At 64.5% G+C, this 25414-nt stretch carries 28 protein-coding genes and 1 tRNA gene; 18 read left to right on the top strand and 11 right to left on the bottom strand.

Annotated features, from left to right (window positions below; translation table 11 throughout):
- Positions 1–13 precede the first annotated feature (13 nt).
- Entirely contained in the window at positions 14–1150 is a 1137-nt protein-coding gene (gbd, locus tag V8Z74_RS05155; RefSeq protein WP_349708317.1) for a 4-hydroxybutyrate dehydrogenase, read from the bottom strand.
- 314 nt (positions 1151–1464) lie between these two features.
- On the opposite strand from gbd, the gene V8Z74_RS05160 reads away from it, so the two are divergent.
- Together V8Z74_RS05160 and V8Z74_RS05165 are read left to right on the top strand one after the other, a co-directional pair.
- The gene (locus tag V8Z74_RS05160) at positions 1465–2397 is read left to right on the top strand and encodes an alpha/beta hydrolase (protein ID WP_349708443.1); all 933 of its coding nucleotides are present in this window, start codon (positions 1465–1467) and stop codon (positions 2395–2397) included.
- A gap of 39 nt (positions 2398–2436) precedes the next feature.
- Positions 2437–3300, top strand: a complete 864-nt coding sequence (locus V8Z74_RS05165; protein WP_349708319.1) for a YbgC/FadM family acyl-CoA thioesterase — start codon at positions 2437–2439, stop codon at positions 3298–3300.
- Between the two features lie 160 nt (positions 3301–3460).
- Here the strand turns inward: V8Z74_RS05165 and ygfZ are convergent, their stop codons facing one another.
- A complete protein-coding gene (ygfZ, locus tag V8Z74_RS05170) occupies positions 3461–4432 on the bottom strand; it encodes a CAF17-like 4Fe-4S cluster assembly/insertion protein YgfZ (RefSeq protein ID WP_349708321.1) in 972 nt (323 codons plus the stop codon).
- Between the two features lie 45 nt (positions 4433–4477).
- Between ygfZ and mltG the strand changes: the two genes are divergently transcribed.
- From mltG to V8Z74_RS05200, 6 genes are all read left to right on the top strand, one after another.
- Positions 4478–5473 (top strand): endolytic transglycosylase MltG, encoded by a 996-nt coding sequence (gene mltG / locus V8Z74_RS05175; RefSeq protein ID WP_066470809.1) that lies wholly within the window; start codon positions 4478–4480, stop codon positions 5471–5473.
- Positions 5474–5631: 158 nt separating this feature from the next.
- A complete protein-coding gene (gene tmk, locus V8Z74_RS05180; RefSeq protein WP_349708323.1) occupies positions 5632–6318 on the top strand; it encodes a dTMP kinase in 687 nt (228 codons plus the stop codon).
- Positions 6315–7370 carry a DNA polymerase III delta subunit-related protein gene (locus V8Z74_RS05185; protein ID WP_349708324.1) on the top strand — a complete coding sequence of 352 codons (1056 nt, stop codon included), beginning with the start codon at positions 6315–6317 and terminating at the stop codon, positions 7368–7370. The genes tmk and V8Z74_RS05185 overlap by 4 nt, the downstream gene beginning before the upstream one ends.
- Before the next feature lie 127 nt (positions 7371–7497).
- The gene (locus tag V8Z74_RS05190; protein ID WP_349708326.1) at positions 7498–7854 is read left to right on the top strand and encodes a PilZ domain-containing protein; all 357 of its coding nucleotides are present in this window, start codon (positions 7498–7500) and stop codon (positions 7852–7854) included.
- 112 nt (positions 7855–7966) lie between these two features.
- Entirely contained in the window at positions 7967–8785 is an 819-nt protein-coding gene (locus V8Z74_RS05195; RefSeq protein ID WP_066470805.1) for a TatD family hydrolase, read from the top strand.
- The gene (locus tag V8Z74_RS05200) at positions 8782–9525 is read left to right on the top strand and encodes an ankyrin repeat domain-containing protein (RefSeq protein WP_349708328.1); all 744 of its coding nucleotides are present in this window, start codon (positions 8782–8784) and stop codon (positions 9523–9525) included. Before V8Z74_RS05195 ends, V8Z74_RS05200 begins: the two co-directional genes overlap by 4 nt.
- Positions 9526–9618: 93 nt before the next feature.
- On the opposite strand, the gene msbA is transcribed toward V8Z74_RS05200, so the two are convergent.
- Complete coding sequence (msbA, locus tag V8Z74_RS05205; protein ID WP_349708330.1) at positions 9619–11523, bottom strand: lipid A export permease/ATP-binding protein MsbA; 1905 nt, start codon at positions 11521–11523, stop codon at positions 9619–9621.
- A gap of 351 nt (positions 11524–11874) precedes the next feature.
- Here msbA and tolB point away from each other — a divergent pair, with 351 nt between their 5' ends.
- The 7 genes from tolB (at position 11875) to V8Z74_RS05240 (ending at position 17012) form a co-directional block, all read left to right on the top strand.
- Positions 11875–13194 (top strand): Tol-Pal system beta propeller repeat protein TolB, encoded by a 1320-nt coding sequence (gene tolB, locus V8Z74_RS05210; protein ID WP_349708331.1) that lies wholly within the window; start codon positions 11875–11877, stop codon positions 13192–13194.
- Positions 13195–13254: 60 nt separating this feature from the next.
- The gene (gene pal / locus V8Z74_RS05215; RefSeq protein ID WP_349708333.1) at positions 13255–13782 is read left to right on the top strand and encodes a peptidoglycan-associated lipoprotein Pal; all 528 of its coding nucleotides are present in this window, start codon (positions 13255–13257) and stop codon (positions 13780–13782) included.
- On the top strand, positions 13782–14543 hold the full coding sequence (ybgF, locus tag V8Z74_RS05220; RefSeq protein ID WP_349708335.1) for a tol-pal system protein YbgF: 762 nt from the start codon (positions 13782–13784) through the stop codon (positions 14541–14543). Before pal ends, ybgF begins: the two co-directional genes overlap by 1 nt.
- The gene (locus V8Z74_RS05225; RefSeq protein ID WP_502879451.1) at positions 14543–15376 is read left to right on the top strand and encodes a tRNA threonylcarbamoyladenosine dehydratase; all 834 of its coding nucleotides are present in this window, start codon (positions 14543–14545) and stop codon (positions 15374–15376) included. The genes ybgF and V8Z74_RS05225 overlap by 1 nt, the downstream gene beginning before the upstream one ends.
- Before the next feature lie 55 nt (positions 15377–15431).
- Positions 15432–15507: transfer RNA gene (locus tag V8Z74_RS05230), tRNA-Lys, on the top strand.
- Positions 15508–15948: 441 nt separating this feature from the next.
- Complete coding sequence (locus V8Z74_RS05235; RefSeq protein WP_349708337.1) at positions 15949–16104, top strand: hypothetical protein; 156 nt, start codon at positions 15949–15951, stop codon at positions 16102–16104.
- A gap of 629 nt (positions 16105–16733) precedes the next feature.
- Positions 16734–17012 carry a hypothetical protein gene (locus tag V8Z74_RS05240; protein ID WP_349708338.1) on the top strand — a complete coding sequence of 93 codons (279 nt, stop codon included), beginning with the start codon at positions 16734–16736 and terminating at the stop codon, positions 17010–17012.
- Positions 17013–17414: 402 nt separating this feature from the next.
- Here V8Z74_RS05240 and V8Z74_RS05245 read toward each other — a convergent pair whose 3' ends face one another.
- The gene (locus tag V8Z74_RS05245) at positions 17415–18806 is read right to left on the bottom strand and encodes an aminotransferase-like domain-containing protein (RefSeq protein WP_349708447.1); all 1392 of its coding nucleotides are present in this window, start codon (positions 18804–18806) and stop codon (positions 17415–17417) included.
- Positions 18807–18977: 171 nt separating this feature from the next.
- Here V8Z74_RS05245 and V8Z74_RS05250 point away from each other — a divergent pair, with 171 nt between their 5' ends.
- Positions 18978–19211, top strand: a complete 234-nt coding sequence (locus V8Z74_RS05250) for a hypothetical protein (protein ID WP_349708340.1) — start codon at positions 18978–18980, stop codon at positions 19209–19211.
- A 260-nt stretch (positions 19212–19471) separates the two neighbouring features.
- On the opposite strand, the gene V8Z74_RS05255 is transcribed toward V8Z74_RS05250, so the two are convergent.
- The gene (locus V8Z74_RS05255) at positions 19472–19855 is read right to left on the bottom strand and encodes a MerR family transcriptional regulator (protein ID WP_066470714.1); all 384 of its coding nucleotides are present in this window, start codon (positions 19853–19855) and stop codon (positions 19472–19474) included.
- 73 nt (positions 19856–19928) lie between these two features.
- On the opposite strand from V8Z74_RS05255, the gene V8Z74_RS05260 reads away from it, so the two are divergent.
- Positions 19929–21008 (top strand): SDR family oxidoreductase, encoded by a 1080-nt coding sequence (locus V8Z74_RS05260; protein ID WP_349708342.1) that lies wholly within the window; start codon positions 19929–19931, stop codon positions 21006–21008.
- Between the two features lie 29 nt (positions 21009–21037).
- On the opposite strand, the gene V8Z74_RS05265 is transcribed toward V8Z74_RS05260, so the two are convergent.
- Entirely contained in the window at positions 21038–21397 is a 360-nt protein-coding gene (locus V8Z74_RS05265) for a hypothetical protein (protein ID WP_066470709.1), read from the bottom strand.
- Positions 21398–21523: 126 nt separating this feature from the next.
- Between V8Z74_RS05265 and V8Z74_RS05270 the strand changes: the two genes are divergently transcribed.
- Positions 21524–21877: a hypothetical protein gene (locus V8Z74_RS05270; protein WP_349708344.1), complete on the top strand. Its 354-nt coding sequence runs from the start codon at positions 21524–21526 to the stop codon at positions 21875–21877.
- A gap of 62 nt (positions 21878–21939) precedes the next feature.
- Here V8Z74_RS05270 and V8Z74_RS05275 read toward each other — a convergent pair whose 3' ends face one another.
- The 5 genes from V8Z74_RS05275 to V8Z74_RS05295 form a co-directional block, all read right to left on the bottom strand.
- Positions 21940–22185 carry a hypothetical protein gene (locus tag V8Z74_RS05275; protein ID WP_349708345.1) on the bottom strand — a complete coding sequence of 82 codons (246 nt, stop codon included), beginning with the start codon at positions 22183–22185 and terminating at the stop codon, positions 21940–21942.
- 476 nt (positions 22186–22661) lie between these two features.
- The gene (blaOXA, locus tag V8Z74_RS05280; protein ID WP_349708449.1) at positions 22662–23444 is read right to left on the bottom strand and encodes a class D beta-lactamase; all 783 of its coding nucleotides are present in this window, start codon (positions 23442–23444) and stop codon (positions 22662–22664) included.
- Between the two features lie 198 nt (positions 23445–23642).
- Complete coding sequence (locus tag V8Z74_RS05285; RefSeq protein ID WP_349708346.1) at positions 23643–24254, bottom strand: DUF4124 domain-containing protein; 612 nt, start codon at positions 24252–24254, stop codon at positions 23643–23645.
- A gap of 311 nt (positions 24255–24565) precedes the next feature.
- Positions 24566–24751, bottom strand: coding sequence for a hypothetical protein (locus tag V8Z74_RS05290; RefSeq protein ID WP_066471818.1), 186 nt, complete (start codon positions 24749–24751; stop codon positions 24566–24568).
- A 126-nt stretch (positions 24752–24877) separates the two neighbouring features.
- Positions 24878–25381 carry an MgtC/SapB family protein gene (locus tag V8Z74_RS05295; RefSeq protein ID WP_349708348.1) on the bottom strand — a complete coding sequence of 168 codons (504 nt, stop codon included), beginning with the start codon at positions 25379–25381 and terminating at the stop codon, positions 24878–24880.
- Positions 25382–25414 lie beyond the last annotated feature (33 nt).

Consider the following 25414-nt stretch of genomic DNA (forward strand, 5'->3'; position numbering starts at 1 on the left):
AGCATTTTTTCCTTTACATGGAGTCGGCCAGCAGTTGCTCGTAGTCTTCGGCCGAGGCCAGGCGCGGATTGGTGGCGTGGCAATGGTCCTTGAGCGCGCCGCCGATCACGGCCGCGAACTGCGAGCGCTCCACGCCCATGGCAGCCAGGCCCGTGGGCAGGCCCAGGCGGGCATTCATGTCCCGGATGGCGGCCGGAATATCGCTGCCGCTGGCCAGCCCCATGGCATGGGCCATGCGGTCGAGGCGGTCTTCGCGCTGCACGCTGTCGGCGCCGGCATTGAACCGCACCACGGCGGGCAGGAACATGGCGTTGAGCGTGCCGTGGTGCAGGCGCGGGTTGATGCCGCCCAGGCTGTGGCTCAGGCTGTGCACGCAGCCCAGTCCTTTCTGGAAAGCCATGGCGCCCTGCATGCTGGCGCTCATGAGCTGGCGGCGGGCTTCGCCGTCCTGGCCGCTGCGCGTGGCGCGTTCGATGTGCGCCCAGCCGCGCGCCAGGCCGTCCAGCGCGATGCCGTCGGCCGGCGGGTTGAAGGCCGATGCCATGAAGGTCTCCATGCAATGCGCAATGGCATCCATGCCCGTGGCGGCCGTCAGCAGCGGCGGCAGGCCGTAGGTCAGCTCGGGGTCGCAGATGGCGGCCCGGGGCACCAGGTGCCAGCTGTGGAAACCGAGCTTGCGGTGGTCGTCGACGATGATGATGGCGCCGCGCGCCACCTCGCTGCCCGTGCCGCTGGTGGTGGGCACGGCGATCAGCGGTGCCACGGCCTCCGTGATCCTGGGCGAGCCGCCTTCGATGGTCGCGTAAGAGGACAGCGGCCCCTCGTGTGTGGCGGCGATGGCCACGCCCTTGGCGCAGTCGATGGCGCTGCCGCCGCCCACGGCGATCAGGCCGTCGCAGCCTTGCTCCTTGTAGAGCGCCGCGGCGGCGCGCACTGCGGCCTCGGTGGGGTTGGACGGCGTCTGGTCGAAGACGGCATGGGGCAGATCGCCCAGGGCGTCCAATGCCTTTTGCAGCACCCCGGCCGCCTTCACGCCCTGGTCCGTCACGATCAGGGGTTTGCCGATGCCCACGCGCTGGCACTCCTGGCGCAGCAGGCGCACGGCGCCGAAGTCGAACTGGATCTGGGTGACGTAATTGATGAAGGCCATGGCAATACGGGTAAGCAGAAAGTTTCTGGTGCCGGGCAGGGGAAGCAGGGTCCCGGCCCGGCCGGGCTTTTAATCTAGTCCCCGCATGCTGCACCGCAAACAAAGCAAACCCTGAGAGCCGGCCTGCTGCCGGCATCCCACGTCGCATGGGGGACAGGACCGCATTGCAGAGGCCTGGATTGTCAATCGGAGCTCCGCGCAGGGGCCGCGCTGCGGGCAAAATCGGACGCTCTGTTTTGAACGAGGAAATCCCGGTGTCCCAGCCTGCCGAACCGAAGGCCGCTCATGCCTTGCCCGAAGCCCTGACCAAGAACATGCGCGATGTGGTGGTGCGGATGCAGCGCGCGGCGCGCACGCCCATGCACCTGCTGGGTGCGCAGGGCGCCAAGGCGGCGTACGAGGCAGGCTCCGGCGTGCTGGAGATCCTCAAGCCGGCATTGGCGCGCGTGCAGGAGCTGCAGATTCCCGTGCGCGACGGCGCCTTGCTGCCGGCGCGCCTGTATGCGCCCGTGGATCGCGCCGAAGCGCCTGCTTCGGGCCTGCCCGTGCTGCTGTACCTGCACGGCGGCGGATTTACCGTGGGCAGCGTGGCCACCCACGATGCGCTGTGCCGGCAGCTTGCGCACCTGGGCGGCTGCATGGTGGTGTCGCTCGGCTACCGGCTGGCGCCCGAGTACAAATTCCCCACTGCGCACAACGATGCCTGGGATGCGCTGCAGTGGCTGGCGGCCCATGCGGCCGGGCTGGGCGGCGACGCCAGCCGCCTGGCCGTGGGCGGCGACAGCGCGGGAGGCACGCTGTCGGCGGCCTGTGCCATCCAGGCGCGCGACGCGGGCCTGCCGCTGGCGCTGCAGCTGCTGATCTATCCCGGCACCACGGCGCACCAGGACACGGATTCGCACCGCCGCTTCGCCCACGGGCCGGTGCTGGACGAGGCCGTGATCAGCTGGTTCTTCGCCCAGTATGTGAACACGCCCGCGGACCGCGACGACTGGCGCTTTGCGCCGCTGCTGGCGCCCGATGTGGAAGGCGTGGCGCCGGCGTGGATAGGTCTGGCCGAGTGCGACCCGCTGGTGGACGAGGGCGTGGAATACGCCGACAAGCTGCGCATGGCGGGCGTGCCCGTGGACCTCGAGATCTACCGCGGCGTGACCCATGAGTTCGTGAAGATGGGCCGCGCGATTCCCGAGGCGCGCCAGGCCCATGCGGACATGGCCCGGGCGCTGCGTGAAGCGTTTGCGCTCTGAACACCGCCCCCTTTTTTGCCAACGACAGGAAACCCAACCATGCAACGTGAAGACTTTCGCTGCTTTCAGCGCATCGAGGTGCGCTGGGCCGAAGTGGATGCCCAGAAAATCGTTTTCAATGCCCATTACCTGATGTATGCCGACGTGGCCGTCACCAGCTACTGGCGCCAGCTGGCCCTGCCGTACGAGAGCAGCTTCGCGGCGCTGGGCGGTGAGCTGTTCGTCAAGAAGGCCAGCACCACCTATCACGCTTCGGCCACGCTGGGCGACGTGCTGGATGTGGGCATTCGCTGCATCAGGCAGGGCAATACCTCGCTGCAGTTCGAGGCCGGCATCTTCCGCGGCCTGCAGCTGCTCAACACCGTGGAGCTGGTCTATGTGTTTGCCGATGCCGCCACGCAGCAGCCCAAGCCCGTGCCCCAGGCACTGCGCGACGTGCTCACGGCCTTCGAGGAAGGCCGCAGCGTGGTGAGCCTGCGCTCGGGCAGCTGGAACGACCTGGGCCGCGACGCCGAGCGCCTGCGCATGGCCGTCTTCGTGCAGGAGCAGGGCGTGCCGCGCGAGATCGAGATCGACGAGTTTGACACCGTGGCCCGCCATGCGGTGGTGTTCAACGGGCTGCAGCAGCCGATTGCCACGGGCCGCCTGGTCAGCGACAGCCCGGGCGTGGGCCGCATCGGGCGCATGGCCGTGGACCGCAGCGTGCGCGGCGGACGCTGGGGACGCATGGTGCTCGACAGCCTGATCGAGGCCTCGCGCCAGCGCGGCGACCAGGAGGTCGTGCTGCACGCCCAGCGCCATGCCCAGCCTTTCTACAGCCGCGCCGGCTTCACGCCCGTGGGCGAGCCCTATGAAGAGGCAGGCATTCCCCACATCACCATGAAAAAGGTGTTCACTCCCTGAGGCGCTTTGCGCCTTCCCCCTCTCTCTTCGGCAGGGGGACGACGCCTTCGGCTAGGCACCCCCGCCGCGAGGCGGCTCTTGCTCGGCGCCCCTGGCGAAAGAGGCGGTGCCTGCCGTCGCGGGCGCTTTCCTCACGGTTGGATCGAGGAAGGTCGCTGTATCAGATATCGTCCAGCAGCGCGTAGGGCAGGGGCAGCACCTGCAGCGCCACACCCTGGGTGACATCGGCGCTCTGGCCTTCGGCCAGCTTGGCGTGGGCAAACAAATCATTGCGCGAGGCCGATGCAATCTGCATGGATACCAGCGCATCCCAGCCGCCGCCGGGCGCTGCGGCGGCCTGCACCACGGTGCCCGTGGCCTGCTCCGGTTCATCGGGAGCAAACACTTCCTGGCCTGCGGCCAGCGGCTGGTCGGCATGCACCAGATAGGCGCGGCGCTTGAGCGTGCCGCGGAACTGGCTGCGGGCCACCACTTCCTGGCCGGGGTAGCAGCCCTTCTTGAAGTTCACGCCGCCCACCGATTCGTAGTTGAGCATCTGCGGCACAAAGGCGTCGACCACCGGGGCCGACAGCGTGGCCACGGCGCTTTGCACCTCGCTCCATTGCCATTGGGCTTCGCTCAGTGCCGGACCCTGGGGCGCAGGCGTGCCAGCCGGTGCCACCCACAGCACGCGGGACCGGCCTGCGGCAGGGTAGAGCGCGACCACGGTGGCGTCTGCCTCGGTTGTCCTGGTCCAGGGAGCCGTGCCGGCGGCAAGGAATGCCTCGGCTGCGCTGCCGGCCAGGCCGTGCAGGGCGAAATCGGCCGTGGCATCGCTGAGCCTGCATTTGGCGCGCAGCACGAACATGGACAGGCGCTTGAGCGTGGGCGCCAGCAGGCTGCGGTCGCAGACCAGCAGGATCTCGTCGGTGCCGTGCCTGAAGCCTATGAAGCTGGCCAGCATGCGGCCCTTGGCGGAGCAGAAGGCGGCCAGGCGCGCATGCCGGGCGTCGAGTAGCGCGAAGTCCTGCGTCAGCTGGCCGTGCAGAAAGCTGGCGGCGTCTTCGCCGACGGCGCGGATCACGCCAAGCTGGGAAATCGGGGCAATGCCATCAAGAGCGGGTACGGAGGACGTCGTCAGGGTCTGGGTCATGGCTGAATTATGATCGCCGGTCCAAGGCTTTCATGGATCAAGGTTGTGCGTGCCATTTTTCGAGCACTGATGTTGTTGATTGTGCTGGCTGCCGCCGCAGCCGGCGGTGCATGGTGGTGGCTGAACCACCCCTTGGAGCTGAGCCAGCCCGTGCTGGAGCTGGAGATCGAGCCCGGCACCACGCCGCGCGGCGTGGCCGCGAATGTGGTCAAGTCCGGCGTGCAGGTCGATGCCCGGCTGCTGTATGCCTGGTTCCGCTTCTCGGGCAAGGACCGGCTGATCAAGGCCGGCAACTACGAACTGACCACCGGCCTCACGCCCTATGTGCTGCTGCAAAAGCTTGCGCGCGGGGAGGAGTCGCTGCGCGCGCTGACCCTGGTGGAGGGCTGGAACTGGCGCCAGGTGCGCGCGGCGCTGGGACGCGAGGAGTTCCTGCGCCATGACAGCGCCACGCTCAGCGACGAAGCGCTGATGGCGGCCCTGGGCCGCGCGGGCGTGGTGCCCGAGGGGCGCTTCTTTCCCGATACCTATACCTATGCCAAGGGCAGCTCCGACATGGCCGTGCTGCGCCGCGCCCTGCATGCCATGGACCGGCGCCTGGCCGATGCCTGGGCCATGCGCGCGGCCAACACGCCGCTGAAGACGCCCGAGGAAGCCCTGATCCTGGCCAGCATCGTGGAAAAGGAGACCGGCAAGGCCTCCGATCGTGCGCTGATCGCCGGCGTGTTCAGCAACCGCCTGCGCATCGGCATGCTGCTGCAGACCGATCCCACGGTCATTTACGGCCTGGGCGAGAAGTTCGACGGCAATCTGCGCAAGCGCGACCTGCTGACCGATACGCCCTGGAACACCTATACCCGTGCAGGCCTGCCGCCCACGCCGATCGCCATGCCGGGCAAGGCCGCGCTCATGGCCGCGGTGCAGCCCGAGCAGACCAAGGCGCTGTACTTCGTGGCGCGCGGCGACGGCACCAGCCACTTCAGCGCTTCGCTGGACGAGCACAATAGGGCGGTGAACCGCTACCAGCGCGGCCAGCAATGAGCACCCCCTGAGCCGTCCGCGTCTCCCCCCGCTCTCGCGGCACTGAAGCAGGCGGCGATGCCTGCCGGCCCGGGCCCTTGCCCCGCATGCGTCGCAGGGGCCGTGCCGGTTGCTTGCGTGGCTGGCAACGCACGGCGCAATGAATGGATGATTTTGAAATGACAACAGGACTGTTCATCAGTTTCGAAGGCATAGACGGCGCCGGCAAGTCCTCGCACATCGAGGCGCTGGCGCAGGCATTCCGCGACCAGGGCCGAGTGGTGACGCTGACGCGCGAGCCCGGCGGCACGCCGCTGGCCGAAAAGCTGCGCGCGCTGATGCTGCACGACGCCATGGACCCGCTGACCGAGGCCCTGATCGCCTTTGCCGCGCGGCGCGACCATCTGGTGCAGGTCATCGAGCCGGCGCTGGCGCGCGGCGAGGTGGTGATCTGCGATCGCTTCACCGATGCCACCTTTGCCTACCAGGGCGCGGGCCGCGGCTTCGACCGGGGCCAGCTTGCCACGCTGGAGCGCATGGTGCAGACCGGCACCGCGCCCCAGCCGCACCTGCTGCGCGAGCCCGATCTGACCCTGTGGTTCGACCTGCCCGCTGCCGTGGCGGCCGAGCGCCTGGCCACGGCCCGCGTGCCGGACCGTTTCGAGGCCCAGCCCGGCGAATTCTTTGCCCGCGTGGCACGGGGCTATGCCGACCGCGCCCAGGCAGCGCCCGCGCGCTTTGCCCGCATCGACGCCAACGCCAGCCGTCATGCCGTGTGGCAGCAGGTCGTGCAGGCCATGGTGCGCAAGGGCTGGCTGGCCATCATGGTGGGCACCAAGACGGCGGACACCAGGGAGCAGGCATGAGCGCCGATCTGGAGCAGGACCTGCAGCCTGCGGAAACCCGGGCGCCCTGGATTGCGGCGCAGCGCGAGCGCCTGCTGGCCCAGCGCGGCCATGCCTGGCTGTTGCAGGGGCCTTCGGGCCTGGGCCAGTACGCGCTGGGCCTGTCGCTGGTGCGTGCCTGGCTGTGCGAGCAGCCCACGGAGCAGGGCGCCTGCGGCCATTGCGGCAGCTGCCATGCGATCGACGTGCGCGCGCATGCCGATCTGTGCGTGCTCATGCCCGAGGTGCAGATGATGGCGCTGGGCTGGCCATTGCCCGAAAAGGCCCAGGCCGAAATCGACGACAAGAAGCGCAAGCCCAGCCGGGAGATCCGCGTGGAGGCCATGCGCGATGCCGTGGAGTTCTGCCAGCGCACCAGCGCGCGCGGCCGCGGCAAGGCCGTGCTGGTCTACCCGGCCGAGCAGATGAACGCCATCACGGCCAATGCCCTGCTCAAGACGCTGGAGGAACCGCCGGGCGACACGCGCTTCGTGCTGGCCAGCGAAGCGGCTCACCAGTTGCTGCCCACCATCCGCAGCCGCTGCCTGACCCACACCATGGCCTGGCCCGATGCGGATCAGGCGCAGGCCTGGCTGGCGCAGCAGGGCGTGGAGGCCGCCATGGCAGCCACGGCGCTGCAGGCCGCCGGCGGGCGTCCGGGCGATGCGCTGGCCCTGGCCCGCGAAGGCGCGGGCGTGGCTGCCTGGTCGCAGCTGCCGCGCAACCTGGCCAGGGGCGACGTGGCGGCGCTGGCTGCATTTTCCGCACCCGATGCGGTCAGCGCGCTGCAGAAGATCTGCCATGACCTGATGGCGCTGGCCAGCGGTGCGCCGGCGCGCTATTTCTCGCCGGCCGACCTGCCGGGCAAGCCCTTGTCCATGGCGCTGCTGGCCGATTGGTCGCGCGAGCTGGTGCAGGCGGCGCGCACGGCCGAGCATCCGTTCAACAACGGACTGATGATGGAGGCCCTGGCGGCCAGGGCGCGCGGCGTGCTGCTGTCGGGCCAGCGCGCCCGGGCCAGGTCGCCGCGCTGAAGGCGGAGCTGGTCCTGCAGGCCTGGATCGGTCTGGTATCCGGCCTTATCCGGCCTTATGGCCTGTCGGCAGGCTGTTAACCTACAGGTCCTGGCCAGCCGGTTTCACTTGCGAATTTGCTACACCTATGAACGCTTCCTCCACACCCCGCCCCAGCGTGATGCAGCTGGCGATCAAGGAAAAGGCAGCGCTTTACGCCGCCTATATTCCTTTGTTCGCCGAGGGGGGGATTTTCGTGCCCACGCAGCGCGACTACCGTTTGGGCGATGATGTCTATGTGCTGCTGACCCTGCCCGACGATCCCCAGCGCTATCCGGTGGCCGGCCGCGTGGCATGGGTAACGCCGGAGCGCGCGCCCGGCAACCGCACCCAGGGCGTGGGCATACAGTTCCCCAAGGACGAGAAATCCGCCCAGCTCAAGGCCAAGATCGAGCAGATCCTGGGCACGGCGCTGGGCTCAGAGAAACCCACACAGACCGTCTGATTTTTCAATACTGGCGCGCTCCATACGAGAGGCGCCGAGCAGGAGCCGCCTCGCAGCGAAGATGCCGTCCCCTTGGGGGAAGCGGCGCAGCCGCGCAGAGGGGCCAATTTCTATGTTTACAGATTCCCACTGCCACCTGAACTTCCCTGAGCTGAGCGCCAACCTGGCGCAGATCCGCGAGGCCATGGCCGCCGCCAGGGTCACGCGTGCGCTGTGCATCTGCACGACGATGGAAGAGTTCGGCGAGGTGCACCAGTTGGCGCTGGACTATGACAACTTCTGGGCCACGGTGGGCGTGCATCCGGATACCGAGGACATGACCGAGCCCAGCGTGCAGGACCTGGTCGAGCGGGCGGCCCTGCCGCGCGTGGTGGCCATCGGCGAGACCGGGCTGGACTACTACGGCATGGAAGACCGCAAGGGCGGCCGCTCGGTTGCCGACCTGGAATGGCAGCGCGAGCGCTTTCGCACCCATATCCGCGCGGGCCAGATCGCGCACAAGCCGCTGGTCATCCATACGCGCAGCGCCTCGGAAGACACCCTGGCCATTCTGCGCGAATGCGGCGAGGCCGACAGCGCCACCCAGGCCGGCGGCGTGTTCCACTGCTTCACCGAGACGGCCGAAGTGGCGCGCGCCGGGCTGGACATGGGCTACTACATCTCGCTGTCGGGCATCGTGACCTTCAAGAGCGCCCAGCACCTGCGCGACGTGGCGGCCTTCGTGCCGCTGGACCGCCTGCTGATCGAGACCGACAGTCCCTATCTCGCGCCCGTGCCCTACCGCGGAAAGACCAACAATCCTTCCTACGTGCCCTTCGTGGCGCAGCAGATTGCCCAGGTGCGCGGCATTTCCGTGGAGGAAGTGGCCGAGGCCACCAGTGCCAACTTCGACCGCCTGTTCAAGGGCGTGACTGCAGGAGGGAGTGCATGAAGCCGTCTGCGGCCTTGTTCACGGCAGGAACGTCGAGCCGTCAAAACCTTGCCCGCCGCCAGGGCCTGCTGCGCCTGGGCGCGCTGGCGCTGGGAGTCGGCGGTTTCCCGGGCGCGGCCTGGTCCGGCGACTACGACGATTATTCGCGCGCGCTGGTCAGCGACAACGTGAGCCTGATGATCAACCTGATCTTCAGGGGCTTCAATCCCAACACCTTGGATTCGCGCGGGCGCCCGGGGCTGGTCTCGGCCCTGCACCAGGATGCGCTCAAGGTGTTCGACGTGCTGCTCAAGTCGCCGGGCGTGGACGTGAACCTGGCATCGCGCCAGAACGAGACGCCGCTGATGATGGCCTGCATCAAGGGCCATCTGGACATTGCCAGGGAGCTCATCAGGCGCGGGGCCGACGTGAACCGCGAAGGCTGGGCGCCGCTGCACTATGCGGCCTCCGCCGATACGCCGCAGACGCTGGACATCGTCAAGCTGCTGCTGGAGGAGAATGCCTACATCGACGCGGCCTCGCCCAACGGCACCACGCCGCTGATGCTGGCCGCCCAGTACAGCAGCGAGGCCGTGGTCAGGCTGCTGCTGCAGGAGGGCGCCGATGTGGTGCTGCGCAACCAGCGCGGCTTCACGGCCGTGGATTTCGCCAGGCTGGCGGACCGCCGGTACATGGTCGACTTGCTGAACAAGGCCTTGCAGGCCGAGCGCCGCACCCAGGCGCCGCGCGGTAGCTGGTAAATTTCATAGCGGCTTGCGCTCATGAAAAAAGGACTTCAGGGAGGATAAACCCTGAAGTCCTTTGTCTTTGTGCGCAAGCTGCTCCTATTCTTGCTACGGCTTGTTCGTTGCGGCGCCGGGCCGGGCGGCCGGGCGGATCTGGGAATGCAGGCGCGCGTACAGGCCATCCATCGCCATCAGCTCGGCATGCGTGCCTTGCTCGGCGATCTGGCCGCGCTCCATGACCACCACGCGGTCGGCATGCTCGATGGTGGACAGGCGGTGGGCGATCACCAGCGTGGTGCGGCCCTGCATCAGGCGATTCAGGGCTTCCTGCACCAGGCGCTCGGACTCGTTGTCCAGCGCCGACGTGGCTTCGTCCAGGATCAGGATGGGCGCGTTCTTGTAGAGCGCGCGCGCGATGGCCAGGCGCTGGCGCTGGCCGCCCGAGAGCTGGCTGGCGTTGTGGCCCACCAGCGTGTGCATGCCCTGGGGCAGGTTCTGGACAAAACCCTTCAGGTTGGCGGCATCCAGCGCGGCCCAGACGCGGTCCTCATCCACCTCGGCGCCCAGTGCCACGTTGGCGGCCACGCTGTCGTTGAGCATGACCACGTCCTGGCTGACCATGGCGAACTGGCGGCGCAGCGCATCCAGGTCCCATTCGGGCAAGTCCACGCCGTCCAGCAGAATCCGGCCGCCGGTGGGCGACAGAAAGCGCGGCAGCAGATTGACCAGCGTGGTCTTGCCGGCACCCGAGGGGCCGACCAGGGCCACCACCTCGCCGGCCCTGACCGTGAGGTTCAGGTGCGAGAGCGCGGGAGCCTTGTCCTCGCCGAACTGCACGGTCACGTCGTGCAGGGCCAGATTGCCGCTGACCCTGGCGGCGGGCCGGTAGCTGCCGCCTTGCTCGTTGACCGAGCCTTCGAGCAGGTGCAGGCCGCGCTCCAGCGCCGCCACGCCGCGCGTGATGGGATTGGCCACATCGGCCATGCGGCGGATGGGGGCGATCAGCATCAGCATGGCCGAGATGAAGGCCGCAAAGCTGCCCACGGTCACATCCTTGACGCTGGAGGCCGCCTCCGAAGCCTCGCGGCTTTGCCACAGCGCGATGCACAGAATGACGGACAGGGCCACGGCGGCCAGCACCTGGGTCAGCGGCGTCATGGCGGCCGAGGCGATGGTGGCCTTGGTATTGAGGCCGCGCAGGCGCGAGCTCAAGGCACTGAAGCGCGACTGCTGCGAGGCCTGGGCGCCGTGCAGGCGCACCATGCGGTGGGCCAGCACGTTTTCCTCGACCACATAGGCCAGCTCGTCGGTGGCTTCCTGGCTGGACTTGGTGATGCGGTACAGGCGGCGCGACAGCGTCTTCATGATCCAGGCCACGCCCGGCACCATCACGGCCACGATCAGCGTCAGCTGCCAGTTCAGATAGATCAGATAGCCCAGCAGCGCGATCAGCGTGAAGCCGTCGCGCGAGATGCTCATCATGGCCTGCACCAGCTGCTGCGCGCCGGTCTGCACCTCGTAGACCACGGTGTTGGAGAGCGAGGAGGCCGACTGGCGCGAGAACAGGCCCATGTCGGCCGCCAGCAGGCGCTCGAACAGGCTTTTGCGCAGCGCCAGCATGCCGTCGTTGGTGATGCGCGCCAGCGCGTACTGGCCGGCGAACTGGGCCAGGCCGCGGATGATGAAGATGCCGATCAGGAACACCGGTACGGTCCACAGCGGCAGCGAGCCCTGGGTGAAGCCGCTGTCCAGCAGCGGCTTGAGCAGGGCCGGCATGGCCGGTTCGGTCGCCGCGCCCACCAGCGTGGCCGCAATGGCCAGCACCCAGGCCCAGCGCTGGCCCGAGAAATAGGGCGTCAGCCGCTTCAGGCGCTGGCCCAGCGGCAGGTCGGACGCCGCCGTGGCATGCGGAATATGGGGGGCGGCCTGGGGCGCCGGGCCGGCACTGGCGGTCGTGCCGGGGGCGGCAGCCTCAGGAGGCGGCTCGGGCGGTGTGGACGAAGTGGCTTGCATAAGCGCGAGATTCTAGGCGCTGGGCGGGCGGCGCTGCGCAGGCCGGGCCGTTTGCCTGCTGCGCGCAGAAGCACTAAGCTTGCGGCTTTTCAGGCGTTGCACCGCAATGCGGTTTCATGAAAGCGGCCACCAGGGCTCCGGAATGTGTGGTGCCACGATGGCCGCGCCAAAGCCGCATCCGGTCTGCCCGCGCATGCCGCAGGCCCTTGCTGCAAGCGGATTCCGTCCGACTTGACAAAGGCCTGATGGATCACCCTACTGTGCACAGTCTTACATCATGATGCATCCAGTATGTGTAACATGCGCGCTTGTGTATGTGCCGGGCTTGCCCGACGTTTTTGATGGCTGCCAATGACTGTTGAACGACTACCATCCCTCTCTCCTAGCGCCACAGGATTGCGCGCCTCGCGTCGCACCGTACTGGCCGCACTTGCATCTTCATCGGCAATCCCCGCCCTGGCCCAGTTCAGGGTCGAAGTGACGGGCGTGGGCCTGACCCAGCTGCCGATTGCCATTGCGCCTTTCAAGGGAGAGGGCCAGTCGCCCCAGAAGATTTCCGCCATCATCCAGGCCGACCTGGAGCGCAGCGGCCAGTTCCGCGGCGTGGATGCCTCGGGCAGCCAGCTGGACGAATCCTCCCGCCCCGACGTTGCCATGTGGAAGCAAAAGGGCGCCGACTCGCTGGCCGTGGGCAGCGTGACGCGCCTGGCCGACGGCCGCTACGACGTGCGTTTCCGCCTGTGGGACGTGGTGCGCGGCCAGGACCTGGGTGGTCAGGGCTTTGCCGTCACCACGGGCGACCTGCGCCTGGTGGCCCACCGCATCGCCGACTACATCTATGAAAAGCTCACGGGCGAGAAGGGCATCTTCTCCACCCGCATCGCCTACGTGACCAAGGCGGGTGCGCACTACCGCCTGTGGGTGGCCGATGCCGACGGCGAGAATGCCCAGTCGGCGCTGTCCAGCCCCGAACCCATCATTTCTCCGGCCTGGGCGCCCAACGGCACGCAACTGGCCTATGTGTCGTTCGAGTCGCGCAAGCCCGTGGTCTATGTGCACGACGTGGCCAGCGGCCATCGCCGCCTGGTGGCCAACTTCCGCGGCTCCAACAGCGCTCCGGCCTGGTCGCCCGACGGCCAGACGCTGGCCGTGACGCTGAGCCGCGATGGCGGCTCCCAGCTGTACCTGATCAGCGCGCAGGGCGGCGAGCCGCGCCGCCTCATGCAAAGCAGCGGCATCGACACCGAGCCCTGCTTCTCCAGCGACGGCCGCACCATCTACTTCGTCAGCGACCGCGGCGGCGCACCCCAGATCTACAAGGTCTCGTCTTCGGGCGGCGGCGCAGAGCGCGTGACCTTCACCGGCAGCTACAACATCTCGCCAGCCATCAGCCCCGACGGCAAGTGGCTGGCCTATGTCTCGCGCGTCGGCGGTGCCTTCAAGCTGCAGGTCATGGATCTGGCCACGGGAACCGTGAATTCCGTCACCGACACCACGGCCGACGAAAGCCCGAGCTTCGCGCCCAACAGCCGACTCATCGTCTACGCCACCATCCAGGGCGGCCGCGAGGCGCTCATGACCACCACGCTGGACGGCAAGATCAAGGCGCGGCTGGCAGGGCAGGGTGGAGACATTCGCGAGCCCGACTGGGGCCCGTTCCAGAAACGCTGATTCTTTTTTGCTTTCCCTCTACACAGTGTGATGTCCGCAAGGACCTATCGGAGAAATCCCATGATTACCTTCAAACGTCTTTCCCTGGCTCTGGCCGTGACGGCTCTGGTTGCCGGTTGCAGCTCGGGCGTGAAGCTTGACGACAAGCCCGTTGACGGCTCGCTGACCAGCCAGGGCGCCGGCGGTGCAGGCACTTCGCAAAGCGGCGTGTCCGGTGTGGACCTGACCGGTTCCGCTGCCGACAAGGCCGGTCCCCAGGGCGTGAGCCGCATCGTGTACTTCGACTTCGACAGCTACGTGGTTCGCCCCGAAGCCCAGCCCCAGATCGAAGCCCATGCCAAGTTCATCAAGTCCCATACCGGCTCCAAGGTGCAACTGGAAGGCCATACCGACGAGCGCGGCGGCCGCGAGTACAACCTGGCCCTGGGGCAAAAGCGTGCCGAGGCCGTGCGCCGTGCGCTGGGCCTGCTGGGCGTGAACGATGCCCAGATGGAAGCCGTCAGCTACGGCAAGGAAAAGCCCGCTGCCGAAGGCCATAGCGAAGACGCTTACGCCCAGAACCGCCGCGTTGAAATCTCCTACCGTTGATGATGAAGCAGGCTTCGTTGATTCTTCGTCACGTATCGCTGCGCCCGCTGCTGGCAGCCGGCCTCCTGGCCGGCTATGCGGTGAGTTCGCAGGCTGCCCTGTTCGGTGATGACGAGGCGCGCCGCGCCATCATCGAGCTGCGCCAGCGCCTGGACAGCCTGCAGCAGTCCCAGGAGCAGACGCGCCGCAGCCTGCTGGATCTGCAGTCGCAGATCGAGATGCTCAAGGCCGACCAGGCCAAGCTGCGCGGCCAGAACGAACAGCTCATGCGCGACTCGGCGGAGCTGCAGCGGGGCCAGAAGGATCTGGCCAAGGGCATGGATGAGCGTCTGCGTCAGTTCGAGCCCACACCGGTGAACGTCGACGGCCAGGAATTCAACGCCGATCCCAACGAGAAGCGCGAATACGAGGACGCCCTGGCGCAGTTCCGCAGCGGCAAGTTCCCGGAAGCGGGAGCAGCCTTCGCGGCCTTCCTGCGCCAGTGGCCCAAGAGCGGCTATACGCCTTCGGCGCGCTTCTGGCTGGGCAATTCGCAGTACGCCACGCGCGACTACAAAAATGCCATCGGCAACTTCCGCTCCATCCTGACCAATGCGCCCATGCACGCGCGCGCACCCGAGGCTGCCTTGTCCATCGCCAACTGCCAGGTGGAGCTCAAGGATGCCAAGGCAGCGCGCAAGACGCTGGAAGAGCTGATCCAGGCCTATCCGAACTCGGAAGCCGCAGCCAACGCCAAGAGCCGGCTGGCGACCCTGAAGTGATGCCCGATACCTTGACCGAGAACGGCATGACAGCGCCTGAACCAGGCGCTGTTTTTTCTATGGGCGATGCCGATCTGCAGCGCCGCTTCGGCGGACTGGAGCGCCTGTATGGCGTGCAGGGCGCAGCCAACATCCGCGGCTCCCATGTCGTCGTGGTCGGAGTGGGCGGCGTGGGTTCCTGGACTGCTGAAGCGCTCGCACGTAGCGGCGTGGGGCGGCTGACGCTGATCGACATGGACCATGTGGCCGAGTCCAACATCAATCGCCAGATCCATGCGCTGACCGATACCGTCGGGCAAGCCAAGATCGAAGCCATGCGCGAGCGCATTGCGCAGATCAATCCCGCCTGCCAGGTCACTTGCATAGACGAGTTCGTGGATGCCGACAACTGGCCCGCGCTGCTGCCAAGCGGCGTCGATGCCGTGGTCGATGCCTGCGATCAGGTCCGTGCCAAGGCGGCGATGGCCGCCCATGCGCGGAAAAACAGGCTGTGCTTCATCTCCGTAGGGGCCGCGGGGGGCAAGCGTCTGGCGCATCTGGTCGATATCGCCGACCTGAGCGCGACCACGCACGACCCGCTGCTCGCCCAGTTGCGCTACCGTCTGCGCAAGGAGTATGGTGCGCCCAAGGATGGCAAGCGCATGGATGTGACCTGTGTCTTCAGCCGTGAAGCCGTGGCACCGCCCGACGCCTCATGCGCGATCGAGGGCGACGGTACGCTCAACTGCCATGGCTATGGCTCCACGGTGGCGGTGACTGCTACCTTCGGCCAGTGTGCGGCCGGCTGGATCATGGAAAAAATCAGCCGCAGGTCCATGGGCGGGCAAAAATAGTATTACAATAACGCCATTCCGTTGATGAGGCAATCACTTCATTGATGCGAAGGTCGGGTCTTTAGCTCAGTCGGTAGAGCAGCGGACTTTTAATCCGTTGGTCGCGAGTTCGAATCTCGCAGGACCCACCAAGGAATACTGAAAGGATCAAGCCCTTGTGCAAAAGCGCAAGGGCTTTTTTCTTGTCTGCTGTTCCGTGACTCAGCCCGCCGGTTGCATCTTCCTGCGGGCGTCTTGATGCATGTGCCTGGCGGTCATTGCCTGGAGTGAGTAGCCCGGTCGGCACGAACAAGTTTGGGGCCCGAGGCTGTGTACATATGGGCGAAGTTTCCGGTTTGGTGGGAAGTGGCACAGAAGTTTTCCTGTCCTGCCTTGCGGTGATGGTTGTGTTCGGCGCATGAGGCCTGTTCCTTTTCTCTGGTAAAGGTCTGGGAGGGTGGCTTCGGAAATTTCGGGCTTCAGCGTAGCGCTCTGTTGCTTGAATGGGGTAGTCGAAGGACAAATCAAACAACAAATTACACGACGCTTGGCTGGCAGGAATAGCCTGAAAGACTTCACTTCGAGGAGTTTCCATGAAAGCGCTACTTTTGATTGCAGCAATGGCCGGGATGCTGACAGGATGTGCCATGCCGACGCGTGACTCCATGCGTGCGTCGGATCAAGCGACCATGCAACGCTGGTCCGGCGGAGACGGGCTGTACATGATGAGCGACGGTTCGCCAATGTAAGCGGGCAGGACAGTTGCGAGTGGCGGCTCGTTTGAGAGTCGCCTTTGCAAGGTAATGCCCCGATTGGGGCTGGCGGATGACAGATCTTGCGCGTTGAGCGAAACGGGAATTTGTCTGTCGTGGCCTATTTTCCAGGGATCTGGCAGCGCAGAGGCGCTTGATTGCCCGGCATGGCTTCCAATTCTGCGATGCTTGCCCGGGCTGCCCCAAGCTCCCTGTGTTGCCATTCCAGCTGATGGGAGAAGTCCGCTAGCCGTCCTTGCCTGTACGGCAGTGATCCCGCCGCCGTTGCGCATCCCTCGATAGGTATGCGGGTGCCCAATGAAATCCTGGCCTCGGGAAACTGATAGTTGAATCCCCCAGGCGAAATGCTTCAGCTGCCCGGTGGCTTGGAGAGAACTTCTCGCTTTGCTTGCAGGCCTTGCGGGATGGCTCAATCGTGTTGCGGTGTGGCTTGCCGGGGTGGCTGATCGCTGACGTCTGGCGTGTCTGGTTTCTGAACGGGATAGGGCTCCCGGCAATATCCCCATACTCATCCCCTGGGTAGGCCGGCCGCTGGGGCGCTGCCCATAGCACGCTGCCACTCTCGAAAGCCGGATTCCGCTCTGGTGGTTTGCCTGGCACCGAGCATGGTGGTTTTTGAGAGATGGCTGGGGTTGACATATCAATCCTTGAAGAGCCGGCCCCGATTCGGCAAGGCCGGCCCGGATCACGCATTAATGCTGATTCTGTTTCTGGGTGTTCTGTCCAGCCTGCTGGCGGTTCGCGTTCTGCTGCTGTTGCTGGTCAGTGCGCTTTTGCGGCTGCTGCTGATGTCCCGGCTGATTCTGGTGGGGATTCTGCTGGTGTTGCTGGCTGGTGTGGTTCTGATGGGTTTGCTGATTCATCGCTTAGCTCCTTTCAGTTGAGAAGGCAGACCCCTGTGACCTGCCTTGCGTTCTAGGGGGGGGCATCATGCGTGGAGACGCCTGTAGGCCTTTTTAGACATCGGCATCGCATTACGTAAGTGATTGCTAATGCTCCTCCCCTTGGGATCTCAAGGGGTTTGCGGACACATTCGCACACGTGGGAGACGAAATTTCTCCTCTGGAATGCTTTCACTGCCTCGATTGCAGAGCCGAGTTTGAGGGCGCCGCTGTGTTCGCCACGGCATGCCGATGAGAGAAGACATGTTCTGCAGATCTTCGCAGCCTGTTTGGGGGCAGGTATTTACCGGCCCAGGTGGTGGGTGGCGATGCTGGTTCCCCTTCCGGTCTGCGTACGCTGACCCTGCACCGCAAGAGCAGGAGGCGCCTCGGGCAGCTAGGCCGCTAAACCGCGGCAGCGCTGAAAGACTCGGGCCGTCGGGCAAGCAGATGAGACAGCCGTTGAAGGCCTGCCTGCAGGCGTTCACGGTCCTTGACGCTGCCCAAAGAGATCCGGATGGCATTCACGGATACGCCGTTGATTGCACCGGTGGCGAATGCCTCCGCCGGGGTAATGGCTATGCCTTCGCGGTCGGCCGCGCGTGCCAGCTGTGAGGGAGTCCAGTACGACGGCAACTCGAGCCATGCGTGCAGGCCGTCTCCGGCGCCGCTGTATCGCCCCGCCAGAATATCCCTGGCCATCTGGTGGCGCAGACGCGCTTCCCTGCGCACGCCTTCCATCAGTTCGTCAGCCGTTCCGTCAAGGATCCACTGCGTGGCCAGGGCGGCCGTCATTGGCGCGGCCATCAGCGCGAACGATCTCAGGGCGTCCAGGAAGCGTTCGCGTTCGTGCGGATCACGTATGAGCACGAATGCGACGCGCAAGCCGGGCGTCAGGCATTTCGAAAGGGTCGAGATGTAGCACACCTGTTCCGGGGCCAACGTGGCAACAGGGGGTGGTGGTGCCTCGGCAAGAAGCCAGTAGGGATCGTCCTCGACGATGCGCATTTGGCAGCGCTTGGCGACGCTGGCGAGTTCCTTGCGCCGGTGTGCCGCCATGGTGACGGCGGTAGGGTTGTGCAACGTCGGATTGAGGTAGACCAGCCCAGGCTTGTGCCGGCGGCACGCCTGCTCAAGCATCTCGGGGACCATGCCGTGCTTGTCCGCTTCCACTGCAACGATGCGCCGGCCGAATTGCGTTGCTGCGGCGCGCAAGCCGGGGTAGCTTGCGGGCTCTGCCAGAAGTACATCGCCAGGTTTCGTCAGCGCAAGAATCAATGCGGCGATCGCTGCTTGTGCGCCTGGACAGACGACAATCTGCCGAGAATCCAGAGGTCCGAACATCGGCTCAAGCCATCGGGCTCCAGCCTTGCGGTCTGAGTCGCTTCCGCCACCCAGGTGGTAAGTCATCAGCAGTTCAGCTTCCGTGCTCATCAACACCCGAGACAGACCCTGCTTCAGCATGTCGTCGAAGTCCACGCCAGCCGGTGGTGGTGGTGTGTTCATGCTCAGATCGAGGATGGCTGTCAAGTCGACCTTGGGCGCCGCGACGTAAGTGCCTCGGGCGCCTCGTCCCTCCAGCAAGTGGCGGCGCCTGGCTTCGTCGTACGCGCGCGTGACCGTTGTCAGGTCGAGCTCCAACTGTGCCGCCAACCGGCGCTGCGGAGGCAGACGGTCACCAGGTTTCAGCAATCCGTTCGCCACTGCCACCTGCAATGCGTCCGCAATCTGCAAGAAGCGAGGTCCGCCATGCCTGGCCAATCGCGGCAACCAGAGGGGCAAACTTTCATCTTGCATGGCTTTCAAACCCAGTGTTGCTCTCAATGTATGGAAATTGCTTTTACGTAGTATGTCCCGGATGTGCTGCAACGCCACTCTTGTATGGCTCCCGTTGAGGTCTTGGCATCTCTCATCAGAGGGGGGCTCCTCACGGCAGGCTGCGGCAAGTCATAGGCTGGAAATTTTCAAATGATCGATTGGATCCCTGTAGTCTTCATTACCTTCAAGGTCCTCATATTCGGGACCTGCATGTTCTTCGCCATCAAGTGGCATTACGACCAAGGCAAGATGGGTACGGACAGGCGCGCACTGCTACGCACGGGCGGCAAAATCGCTGCCGTTTTCATCCTGTTGCTTTTGGGTGTGCTGCTTTTCACTTTTGGCCTCGCCAGAATGCTCGGTATGGATTTGAGCCTTCCGTGACGCCCAAGCGGGAGCGGCCAATCTGGTGCAATGCGATGAAACCGGCATTCGTCGGACAACCATCACTTGTGATCGCATCGAAGAAAGCAATCTGCGGTGCCTCGCTGTCCCAGGCCTGCTTTGCAGAGGTTGCGAGCAGCCTGGAAGTGCAGGCACGCCTGCTCATAACGGCCGGCGTCTGCTAAAAGGTTATGGAGAATGCAAAAGGGTGCCTGAAACGGGGAAGCGGCTGAAACTTCCAGTTTCTGGATGCGCACAGTTCAGCGGGACGAGTTGTGCAGTTGCTCCAGCTGGCTGGCGGCACTGGCTTCGAGGCTGGCACGCTCTTTATCCAGATACCGATAAATGCTTTTGAGATCGGCGATTTTCTGTCTGATTTCTGCCATCTTCTTTTCGATGAGTCTGGCGCCGGCAGCGCAGTCGATCGTCTTGTTTCGCTGGGCTTCCAGAATCTCGCCGATTTCCCCAAGGGAAAAACCCATGCTTTGCGCGCGCTGGATGAATTGCAGCTGCTGCAGCGTTTGCACTGTGTAAACGCGGTAGTTGTTAGGCTGCCGCAGCGGTGAGATCAGGCCGATTTGCTCGTAGTAACGCAGCGTATGGCGGCTGATGCCGCTGCGAGCCTCGAGTTCGCTGATTTTCATGAAAATATCGCTTGACTATGGAGTTAGATCGACACTTTACACTTGATTTCTCACCTTACCAAGGAACAGTGAAATGAGCGTGGAGTGTTTTGTCACCGGGGGAACCGGCTTCATCGGCCAACATTTGTTGGCGTACCTGAGTGCAAAAGGTCACACCATTCGGGTGTTGATGCGTCGTCCGGAGCGGCTGGCTGCACTGCGGGAGCAAGTCGACAAATTGGGAGGGGTGGCAACCCGGGTATTTGCCGTTGCTGGCGATCTGGAACACGACAACCTCGGGCTAAGCCTTGCCGACCGGGAGGTGCTCAGGCAGTCCCGCGTCGTATTCCACCTGGGCGCCCATTTCGCATGGGGGCTTTCCTTGGAGCATTCTCGTGCGGTGAATGTAGAAGGGGCTCAGCGCGTGGCGTTGCTGGCAGTCGAGCAAAAAAGCCGGTTGGTGATGACTGGCGGCTACATGCTGAAAAACCATGAACATCTGCAACGCATCGGAATTGACCCTCGTCACCCGGAGCTGACGAATTGGCGGGCTGTCTACCGGCGTGTCGGTGCCTACGAAGGGAGCAAGCTGGAAGCGCATTTTGCGACTCTGCAGCTCATGTCCGCCAAGGGCGGGGAGATGACCGTTGTCCACCCCGCGACGGTTTGTGGTCACAGCCGCACGGGGCATATCCTTGACGGCCAGCCGCTGGTGGAACTGATACGCAACCTTGTGCAGGGAAGGCTGACTGCAGTGCCGGGCACTCCCGATCACTGGCTGCCGTTGGTCACCGTGGATTATCTGGTCGAGCTGATGGCCGCTTGTGCTTTTGATCCTGCCATGGCGGGCCAGGAACTGCTGGCGCTCGATGACCAAAGTCCCAGCTTGCGAGAACTCATGGTGCAGGTGACACGACCTATTGGCTTGAAGTCTCCCAAGCATCACATCCCGCTTCGATTGCTGAAGGTGCTCCTGAGCATTCCCCCCGTCGCGCGGTTTTTGAATTCAAGTACCGAAGCCCTGGACTTTATCCAGACTACCCGTTTTGATACAACGGCGGCCGAGCAATTTGCCAACCGGCATGGGCTGGCCAAACCGGATATGCGCCAGTCCTTGCAGCACACTGCCGTGTTCGTCCATTCACATTGCATGACCAGGGGCAACATCCGCTGACTTCTCCCCAGCGCAGCACCACGCGATGTTCAAGGCGTGGCCTGCCGTTGCCCGGTGGCCTGTGCCAGCTGGAAACCCAATGCAGCCGCTCCGTACGCTGCAGCAAGCCAGGTATGGCAGGTCCATATCAAGGTGAGCACGATCAACGCATCGCCAAGCCCGCTCGTCAGCCGATAGGCAGCAGGCAAGGGCGAGGAGCGCAAACGGCCCATCGATGAGCCAACTACCTTTCGGACAGACCGGGCCTGCCTGGCCTGTCCCAGCGCTGCAACCCCGGCATTGGCGGTGACGATCATCGTCAACAGCAAGCCCAGGCGAAAAGCTGCCGAGGTCGGGTTCAGATGCTCATACCAGAGCAGGGCCAGTAGCAGGGCATCGGTGCCCAGCATCCATAGCCAGCGCGATGCGGGCACGCAAGCCGCAGTGGGTGCATGATGGGACTTCACTCAAGATCCAGGTTCAGGTGGCGCCACTGCGGGCTGGCCGAATTGTCGGCCAGGCTTGGGCCTGACTGCATGTACTCGATGACGTGGCTGTCTTTGATGGAAAAGAAACTGTGGCAAATAGCAGCATCAACGTGGTCGGCGCAACTTCAAGAAAATGTCGTTCCGCAGCAGTATGCGCCTCATCTGGTGCTGACGCAGTCGCGGACTTCAACGCACGGTGATGCGGTGTGTACCGTCATCGGCATCGTTGAAAAGGCGGGGTGGGTATCCAGCGCCCGTACCGGCATGCCTTGCCAGCCGTCAAGATCGACTTGCCGAAACGCTGGAGCGATGGTGCAGCCGGCCAGAACTGCAGTTGCCACATCCGCCGCCGCAATCCGAAAAGCTTCTGTTTTCCCGCTGCATCCATGGTGTGGAATTTAGCAAAGTGCCCGGAGGATCAGACGCAGCCAAATTCCGGCAGGCTCTTTGATTGCGCGCTTGGCCTAGGTTTGCCGCGGCCTGATCACGCCCGTCAGCATGTGGCTCAGCACCTCCGAATCCGTCTGACCCATGATGACGTATATGGCGATGTCCTTGCCAGCGCTGGCCGGCACGACGGCGGTATGGCGCTGGTAGACCACTTCCTCGCCCGTTTGCTGGTCAAAGGCGCGATAGGCGCTCAGATTTTCCACCTCAAGGAGCCTGCCGCCGAGCGGCCCGCCCACGAAAGTCGCATGGATCCTGCCCATCGGGCCTCCCTCTGCAGAGCATGTTGTGAAGCCGGCCTACGTCCGCAGGGCGGCCGCCACACTCTATCGCGCAGCCCATGGCTGCCCCGGCGTTGCTTGAGGCGTTGCATGATGCAGATCAAGGATGAGGAATATTTTGCGGCTTGATGTCCATTGGCTTGCTCGGGAGCAACCTTCAAGGGCCGCCCGATGGTGTAGAAGCCCATCGCTTTGATGTATCAGCTTCCTGCATCTTGTGCACAAGAGCTGTCGTTCGAGTCGGATACGGCGAAAGCAAGCCGCAAAGGCGGTGGGTTGGAACTTCATGGAGTTTCCCGGAAGGGCGGTGCCGCTACCGTCCTTTCTCAAAAGCAGTTGGCCGGCGATGGCTTGCACAAAGAGCGCCAGCACAAGATTCAACGGTTGGCTTTGCATAGCCCGCAAGGCATTTTTTAGGCGCTACCGAGGTGGCAGGCGCTGAGGGCCGCAGTCGGAATCTATGGTGCAACAGGTAACGCGTTGATGGAACGCAGCACGTTGCGTGCAATGCTCTGGCGTTTGGCCAGGTCGCCGAGCCTGTTCGGCGTGTCCATGTTCAAGGCGAAGAAGACAGGGCCGCTGGGCCACTCCACCCAGCCCACCCACCAGCCTATTTTTCCGGTCCAGCCTGTTTTGGCGCGCAATATCCAGTCAGGGCCCGCCTCATTGAGCATCACGTCCTTCACAAGCCGCTGGTGTTCGACCAGGAAAGGCAGTTGATTGCGATACAGCCGTTGCAGGAAGGCAATCTGCTCGATGGATGAGATAGCGAGGTCGCCCTCAACCCAGAATGGCTTGTCGCCCGTGGCGACCGCATTGCCATACCCTATCTTTCGCATGTAGGCGGCCTCGCGTGCATCGCCGAGTTCTTTGGCAAAGCGCTCATACACCCAGACGGTGGAATTCCTCATCGCGGAGCGCAGGTTCTGGTCCACGTTCCACGCCGCGGTGGGCCGCTTCACGCCATCCCATGGAATGACCTGGAATTCGTCACGCAGCAGCCCTGCATCAAGTGCGAACAGACTATGCGGAATCTTGAAAGTGGAGGCGGGAGAGTAACGGCGCTCGGCACGCGACGGGTTGTGAACGTAGGTCGTTTCAGAGTTGTCCCGGGCATCGAGAACGACGATGCTGCCTTGTGCATCGGCCGCGGTGAAAAACCGCGACCAATCGGCCATTTCCTGAAACTGCGGATGGGCTGCCGTCACTTGGGCAAACCCTGCTGCCAGGGCGGATAACATCAGATTTCGTCGATTCATGCGCCCAGTTTAAAGGTGAGGCGAATGCGGTTTTCGGGGGCTGGAGCAGTGACAATGCCGGCCCACGGTGGGTGGGAAAGTTCCTTGCGGGTCGAGGTGGCAGGCGCCTGCCGGCAATCCGGCTCCTGCGGAAACTCTGCTTGGCGGGCTGGGCTTTCCCGCAGTCCAGCACCGTACTGATCAATGGCACTGGACCATATTGCCAAGTATCTGGCAGGCCCGGCCCTCCTGATCGATGAGGAGAGAGCCGTTCCGGTTGTAGTTGCTCCCGTTGATGTCCGAGCAAAATCCCGCGTGGCAACTGGAAATCGGTATCGGGGGGCGCGGCGGCGGCACGACCACTTGGGAGGGCTCCTGCATGAGAGGAGTGTTGGATCCGCATGCCGCGTTGACGCTGCCGATGGCGGCATTGATCCTCACGCGCTGCTCGTCCTGCGAAACGGTGCGAACGCTGGAGACGAACTCCAGTTCCTTGCGAGCCTCCTGGCAGGCCAGAGACTGGTCTGGACGCTGAGCAGGGGCTGCCTGCGGACCCTGAGTCTGCTGGTCGGGCATGCGTTGCTGCATCTCCATCTGCTGGCTCCTGCGTTCCATCGCCTCGGCGGCCTGCATTCTTTCCTGCTGGATTTCCTCATCGGTACGCTTGCGTTCGATGAGGCCACCAGACTGCGTGCTGGGGCAGGGCCTGTCGGTGAGCGTGATGGCGCCGTAGGAGTCGGTGCACCGATAGACCTGGGCGGCAGCAGGTTGGGCCAGAAATGCAGAAAGTACGGCCAAGGCAAACAGTCGCATCCGTCCCCCATCTGTCTATGCGATCTGCCCGATGGTAGCGGAACACCTGTACAAGCCTGGCTGCTGCCATTATTCCGGGGTTCCCAGCGCACCCGTACAGGGCAGCCACAGGCGGCGATGAGGAGTGCGTCAGCCTCCCGTGGCGGGATTGCGTGCACCTCGGTGCCTACGCTGCCCACGATTCCCCCGGGATCTTGCTCGGCATGGCTGCACCATTCGCTGCTTGAACTTGCCAATGAAAAGCCGCCCGGGCGGGCGGCTGAAGCCGATGCCATGGCTTGGCATGCCAGGGCCTTTCGGGCCGGCGCGTCTTACCTGCTCTTGTTTCTTCCGCGATAGTCCAGATCGGTGGCCGAGTAGTTCTCGCGTGTGCGCCAGTCCATTTGTATGGGGATGGCCTGCTGCGAAGGATATGTGATGCGTTCCTGCTCCCTCTGCTGCTCCCAGCGCTTTGATTCCACGATGTGGTGAACAGTGGGTTCCTTGGTTTGGCTCATGTGAAAGGAGTCCTCGGTCAAGTTGCTGATCCCGTCTTGGACGTTACCTTGATAAGGCAAAAGGGTCCAGTCAATTTTTCTTGCATGGGCCTGCCGGAGGTCTTGCGGCATTCTGGCGCAGTGGCGCTATTGCGGCGGCGGCCTTGATCCGCGCCTGCTCAGCAGCGGTACGGCGCTGAGCACGAGCAGGGCCAGCAGGGTGCTGATGATGGCCGTGGATTCTTCCCCAAGGCCTGCCGCCACGCCGATGGCCGCCGTGAGCCAGATGCCGGCCGCTGTCGTCAGGCCTTTGACATGAAGCGGGGTGTCCCGTTTCTCGGCCTTGAGAATGGCGCCGGCGCCCAGAAAGCCGACGCCGGCAGTCAGGCCCTGTATCACGCGCGAGGCATCCGGCGCGCCGATTCCTGCCTGAAGCGACACCAGAACGAACAGCGCCGAGCCCATGGCCACCAGCATATGGGTACGCAGGCCGGCTTCCTTGCCCTGGCTTTCGCGCTGCCAGCCCAGCAGCCCGCCCAGGGCCGCCGCCAGCGTGAGGCGCAGGATGTTGCGCGTCATCTGCGCAATGTCGAGAACATCGGCGAACTCGCTGCCGATCGTGCTGGCGACGGTGCTGAGAACTTCGTTCATTTGCGCCACGCTAAGGCGCTCCGGCAAAGCGGC

The sequence above is a fragment of the Comamonas sp. w2-DMI genome, from assembly GCF_040187735.1.
In the GTDB taxonomy this organism is placed as follows: domain Bacteria; phylum Pseudomonadota; class Gammaproteobacteria; order Burkholderiales; family Burkholderiaceae_C; genus Comamonas; species Comamonas terrae.

Excerpts from the sequence above, each read along its gene's own strand:
- pal (WP_349708333.1), top strand. The coding sequence starts at position 13,255 with ATGATTACCTTCAAACGTCTTTCCCTGGCTCTGGCCGTGACGGCTCTG.
- V8Z74_RS05165 (WP_349708319.1), top strand. The coding sequence starts at position 2,437 with ATGCAACGTGAAGACTTTCGCTGCTTTCAGCGCATCGAGGTGCGCTGG.
- msbA (WP_349708330.1), bottom strand. The coding sequence starts at position 11,523 with ATGCAAGCCACTTCGTCCACACCGCCCGAGCCGCCTCCTGAGGCTGCC.
- V8Z74_RS05195 (WP_066470805.1), top strand. The coding sequence starts at position 7,967 with ATGTTTACAGATTCCCACTGCCACCTGAACTTCCCTGAGCTGAGCGCC.
- V8Z74_RS05235 (WP_349708337.1), top strand. The coding sequence starts at position 15,949 with ATGAAAGCGCTACTTTTGATTGCAGCAATGGCCGGGATGCTGACAGGA.
- V8Z74_RS05285 (WP_349708346.1), bottom strand. The coding sequence starts at position 24,254 with ATGCGACTGTTTGCCTTGGCCGTACTTTCTGCATTTCTGGCCCAACCT.
- V8Z74_RS05245 (WP_349708447.1), bottom strand. The coding sequence starts at position 18,806 with ATGCAAGATGAAAGTTTGCCCCTCTGGTTGCCGCGATTGGCCAGGCAT.
- V8Z74_RS05225 (WP_502879451.1), top strand. The coding sequence starts at position 14,543 with ATGCCCGATACCTTGACCGAGAACGGCATGACAGCGCCTGAACCAGGC.
- V8Z74_RS05185 (WP_349708324.1), top strand. The coding sequence starts at position 6,315 with ATGAGCGCCGATCTGGAGCAGGACCTGCAGCCTGCGGAAACCCGGGCG.
- ybgF (WP_349708335.1), top strand. The coding sequence starts at position 13,782 with ATGATGAAGCAGGCTTCGTTGATTCTTCGTCACGTATCGCTGCGCCCG.
- V8Z74_RS05240 (WP_349708338.1), top strand. The coding sequence starts at position 16,734 with ATGGTGGTTTTTGAGAGATGGCTGGGGTTGACATATCAATCCTTGAAG.
- V8Z74_RS05160 (WP_349708443.1), top strand. The coding sequence starts at position 1,465 with ATGCGCGATGTGGTGGTGCGGATGCAGCGCGCGGCGCGCACGCCCATG.
- V8Z74_RS05255 (WP_066470714.1), bottom strand. The coding sequence starts at position 19,855 with ATGAAAATCAGCGAACTCGAGGCTCGCAGCGGCATCAGCCGCCATACG.
- V8Z74_RS05295 (WP_349708348.1), bottom strand. The coding sequence starts at position 25,381 with ATGAACGAAGTTCTCAGCACCGTCGCCAGCACGATCGGCAGCGAGTTC.
- V8Z74_RS05270 (WP_349708344.1), top strand. The coding sequence starts at position 21,524 with ATGTACTCGATGACGTGGCTGTCTTTGATGGAAAAGAAACTGTGGCAA.
- V8Z74_RS05190 (WP_349708326.1), top strand. The coding sequence starts at position 7,498 with ATGAACGCTTCCTCCACACCCCGCCCCAGCGTGATGCAGCTGGCGATC.
- ygfZ (WP_349708321.1), bottom strand. The coding sequence starts at position 4,432 with ATGACCCAGACCCTGACGACGTCCTCCGTACCCGCTCTTGATGGCATT.
- V8Z74_RS05265 (WP_066470709.1), bottom strand. The coding sequence starts at position 21,397 with ATGCTGGGCACCGATGCCCTGCTACTGGCCCTGCTCTGGTATGAGCAT.
- V8Z74_RS05290 (WP_066471818.1), bottom strand. The coding sequence starts at position 24,751 with ATGAGCCAAACCAAGGAACCCACTGTTCACCACATCGTGGAATCAAAG.
- V8Z74_RS05250 (WP_349708340.1), top strand. The coding sequence starts at position 18,978 with ATGATCGATTGGATCCCTGTAGTCTTCATTACCTTCAAGGTCCTCATA.
- gbd (WP_349708317.1), bottom strand. The coding sequence starts at position 1,150 with ATGGCCTTCATCAATTACGTCACCCAGATCCAGTTCGACTTCGGCGCC.
- blaOXA (WP_349708449.1), bottom strand. The coding sequence starts at position 23,444 with ATGTTATCCGCCCTGGCAGCAGGGTTTGCCCAAGTGACGGCAGCCCAT.
- tmk (WP_349708323.1), top strand. The coding sequence starts at position 5,632 with ATGACAACAGGACTGTTCATCAGTTTCGAAGGCATAGACGGCGCCGGC.
- V8Z74_RS05275 (WP_349708345.1), bottom strand. The coding sequence starts at position 22,185 with ATGGGCAGGATCCATGCGACTTTCGTGGGCGGGCCGCTCGGCGGCAGG.
- V8Z74_RS05260 (WP_349708342.1), top strand. The coding sequence starts at position 19,929 with ATGAGCGTGGAGTGTTTTGTCACCGGGGGAACCGGCTTCATCGGCCAA.
- tolB (WP_349708331.1), top strand. The coding sequence starts at position 11,875 with ATGACTGTTGAACGACTACCATCCCTCTCTCCTAGCGCCACAGGATTG.
- V8Z74_RS05200 (WP_349708328.1), top strand. The coding sequence starts at position 8,782 with ATGAAGCCGTCTGCGGCCTTGTTCACGGCAGGAACGTCGAGCCGTCAA.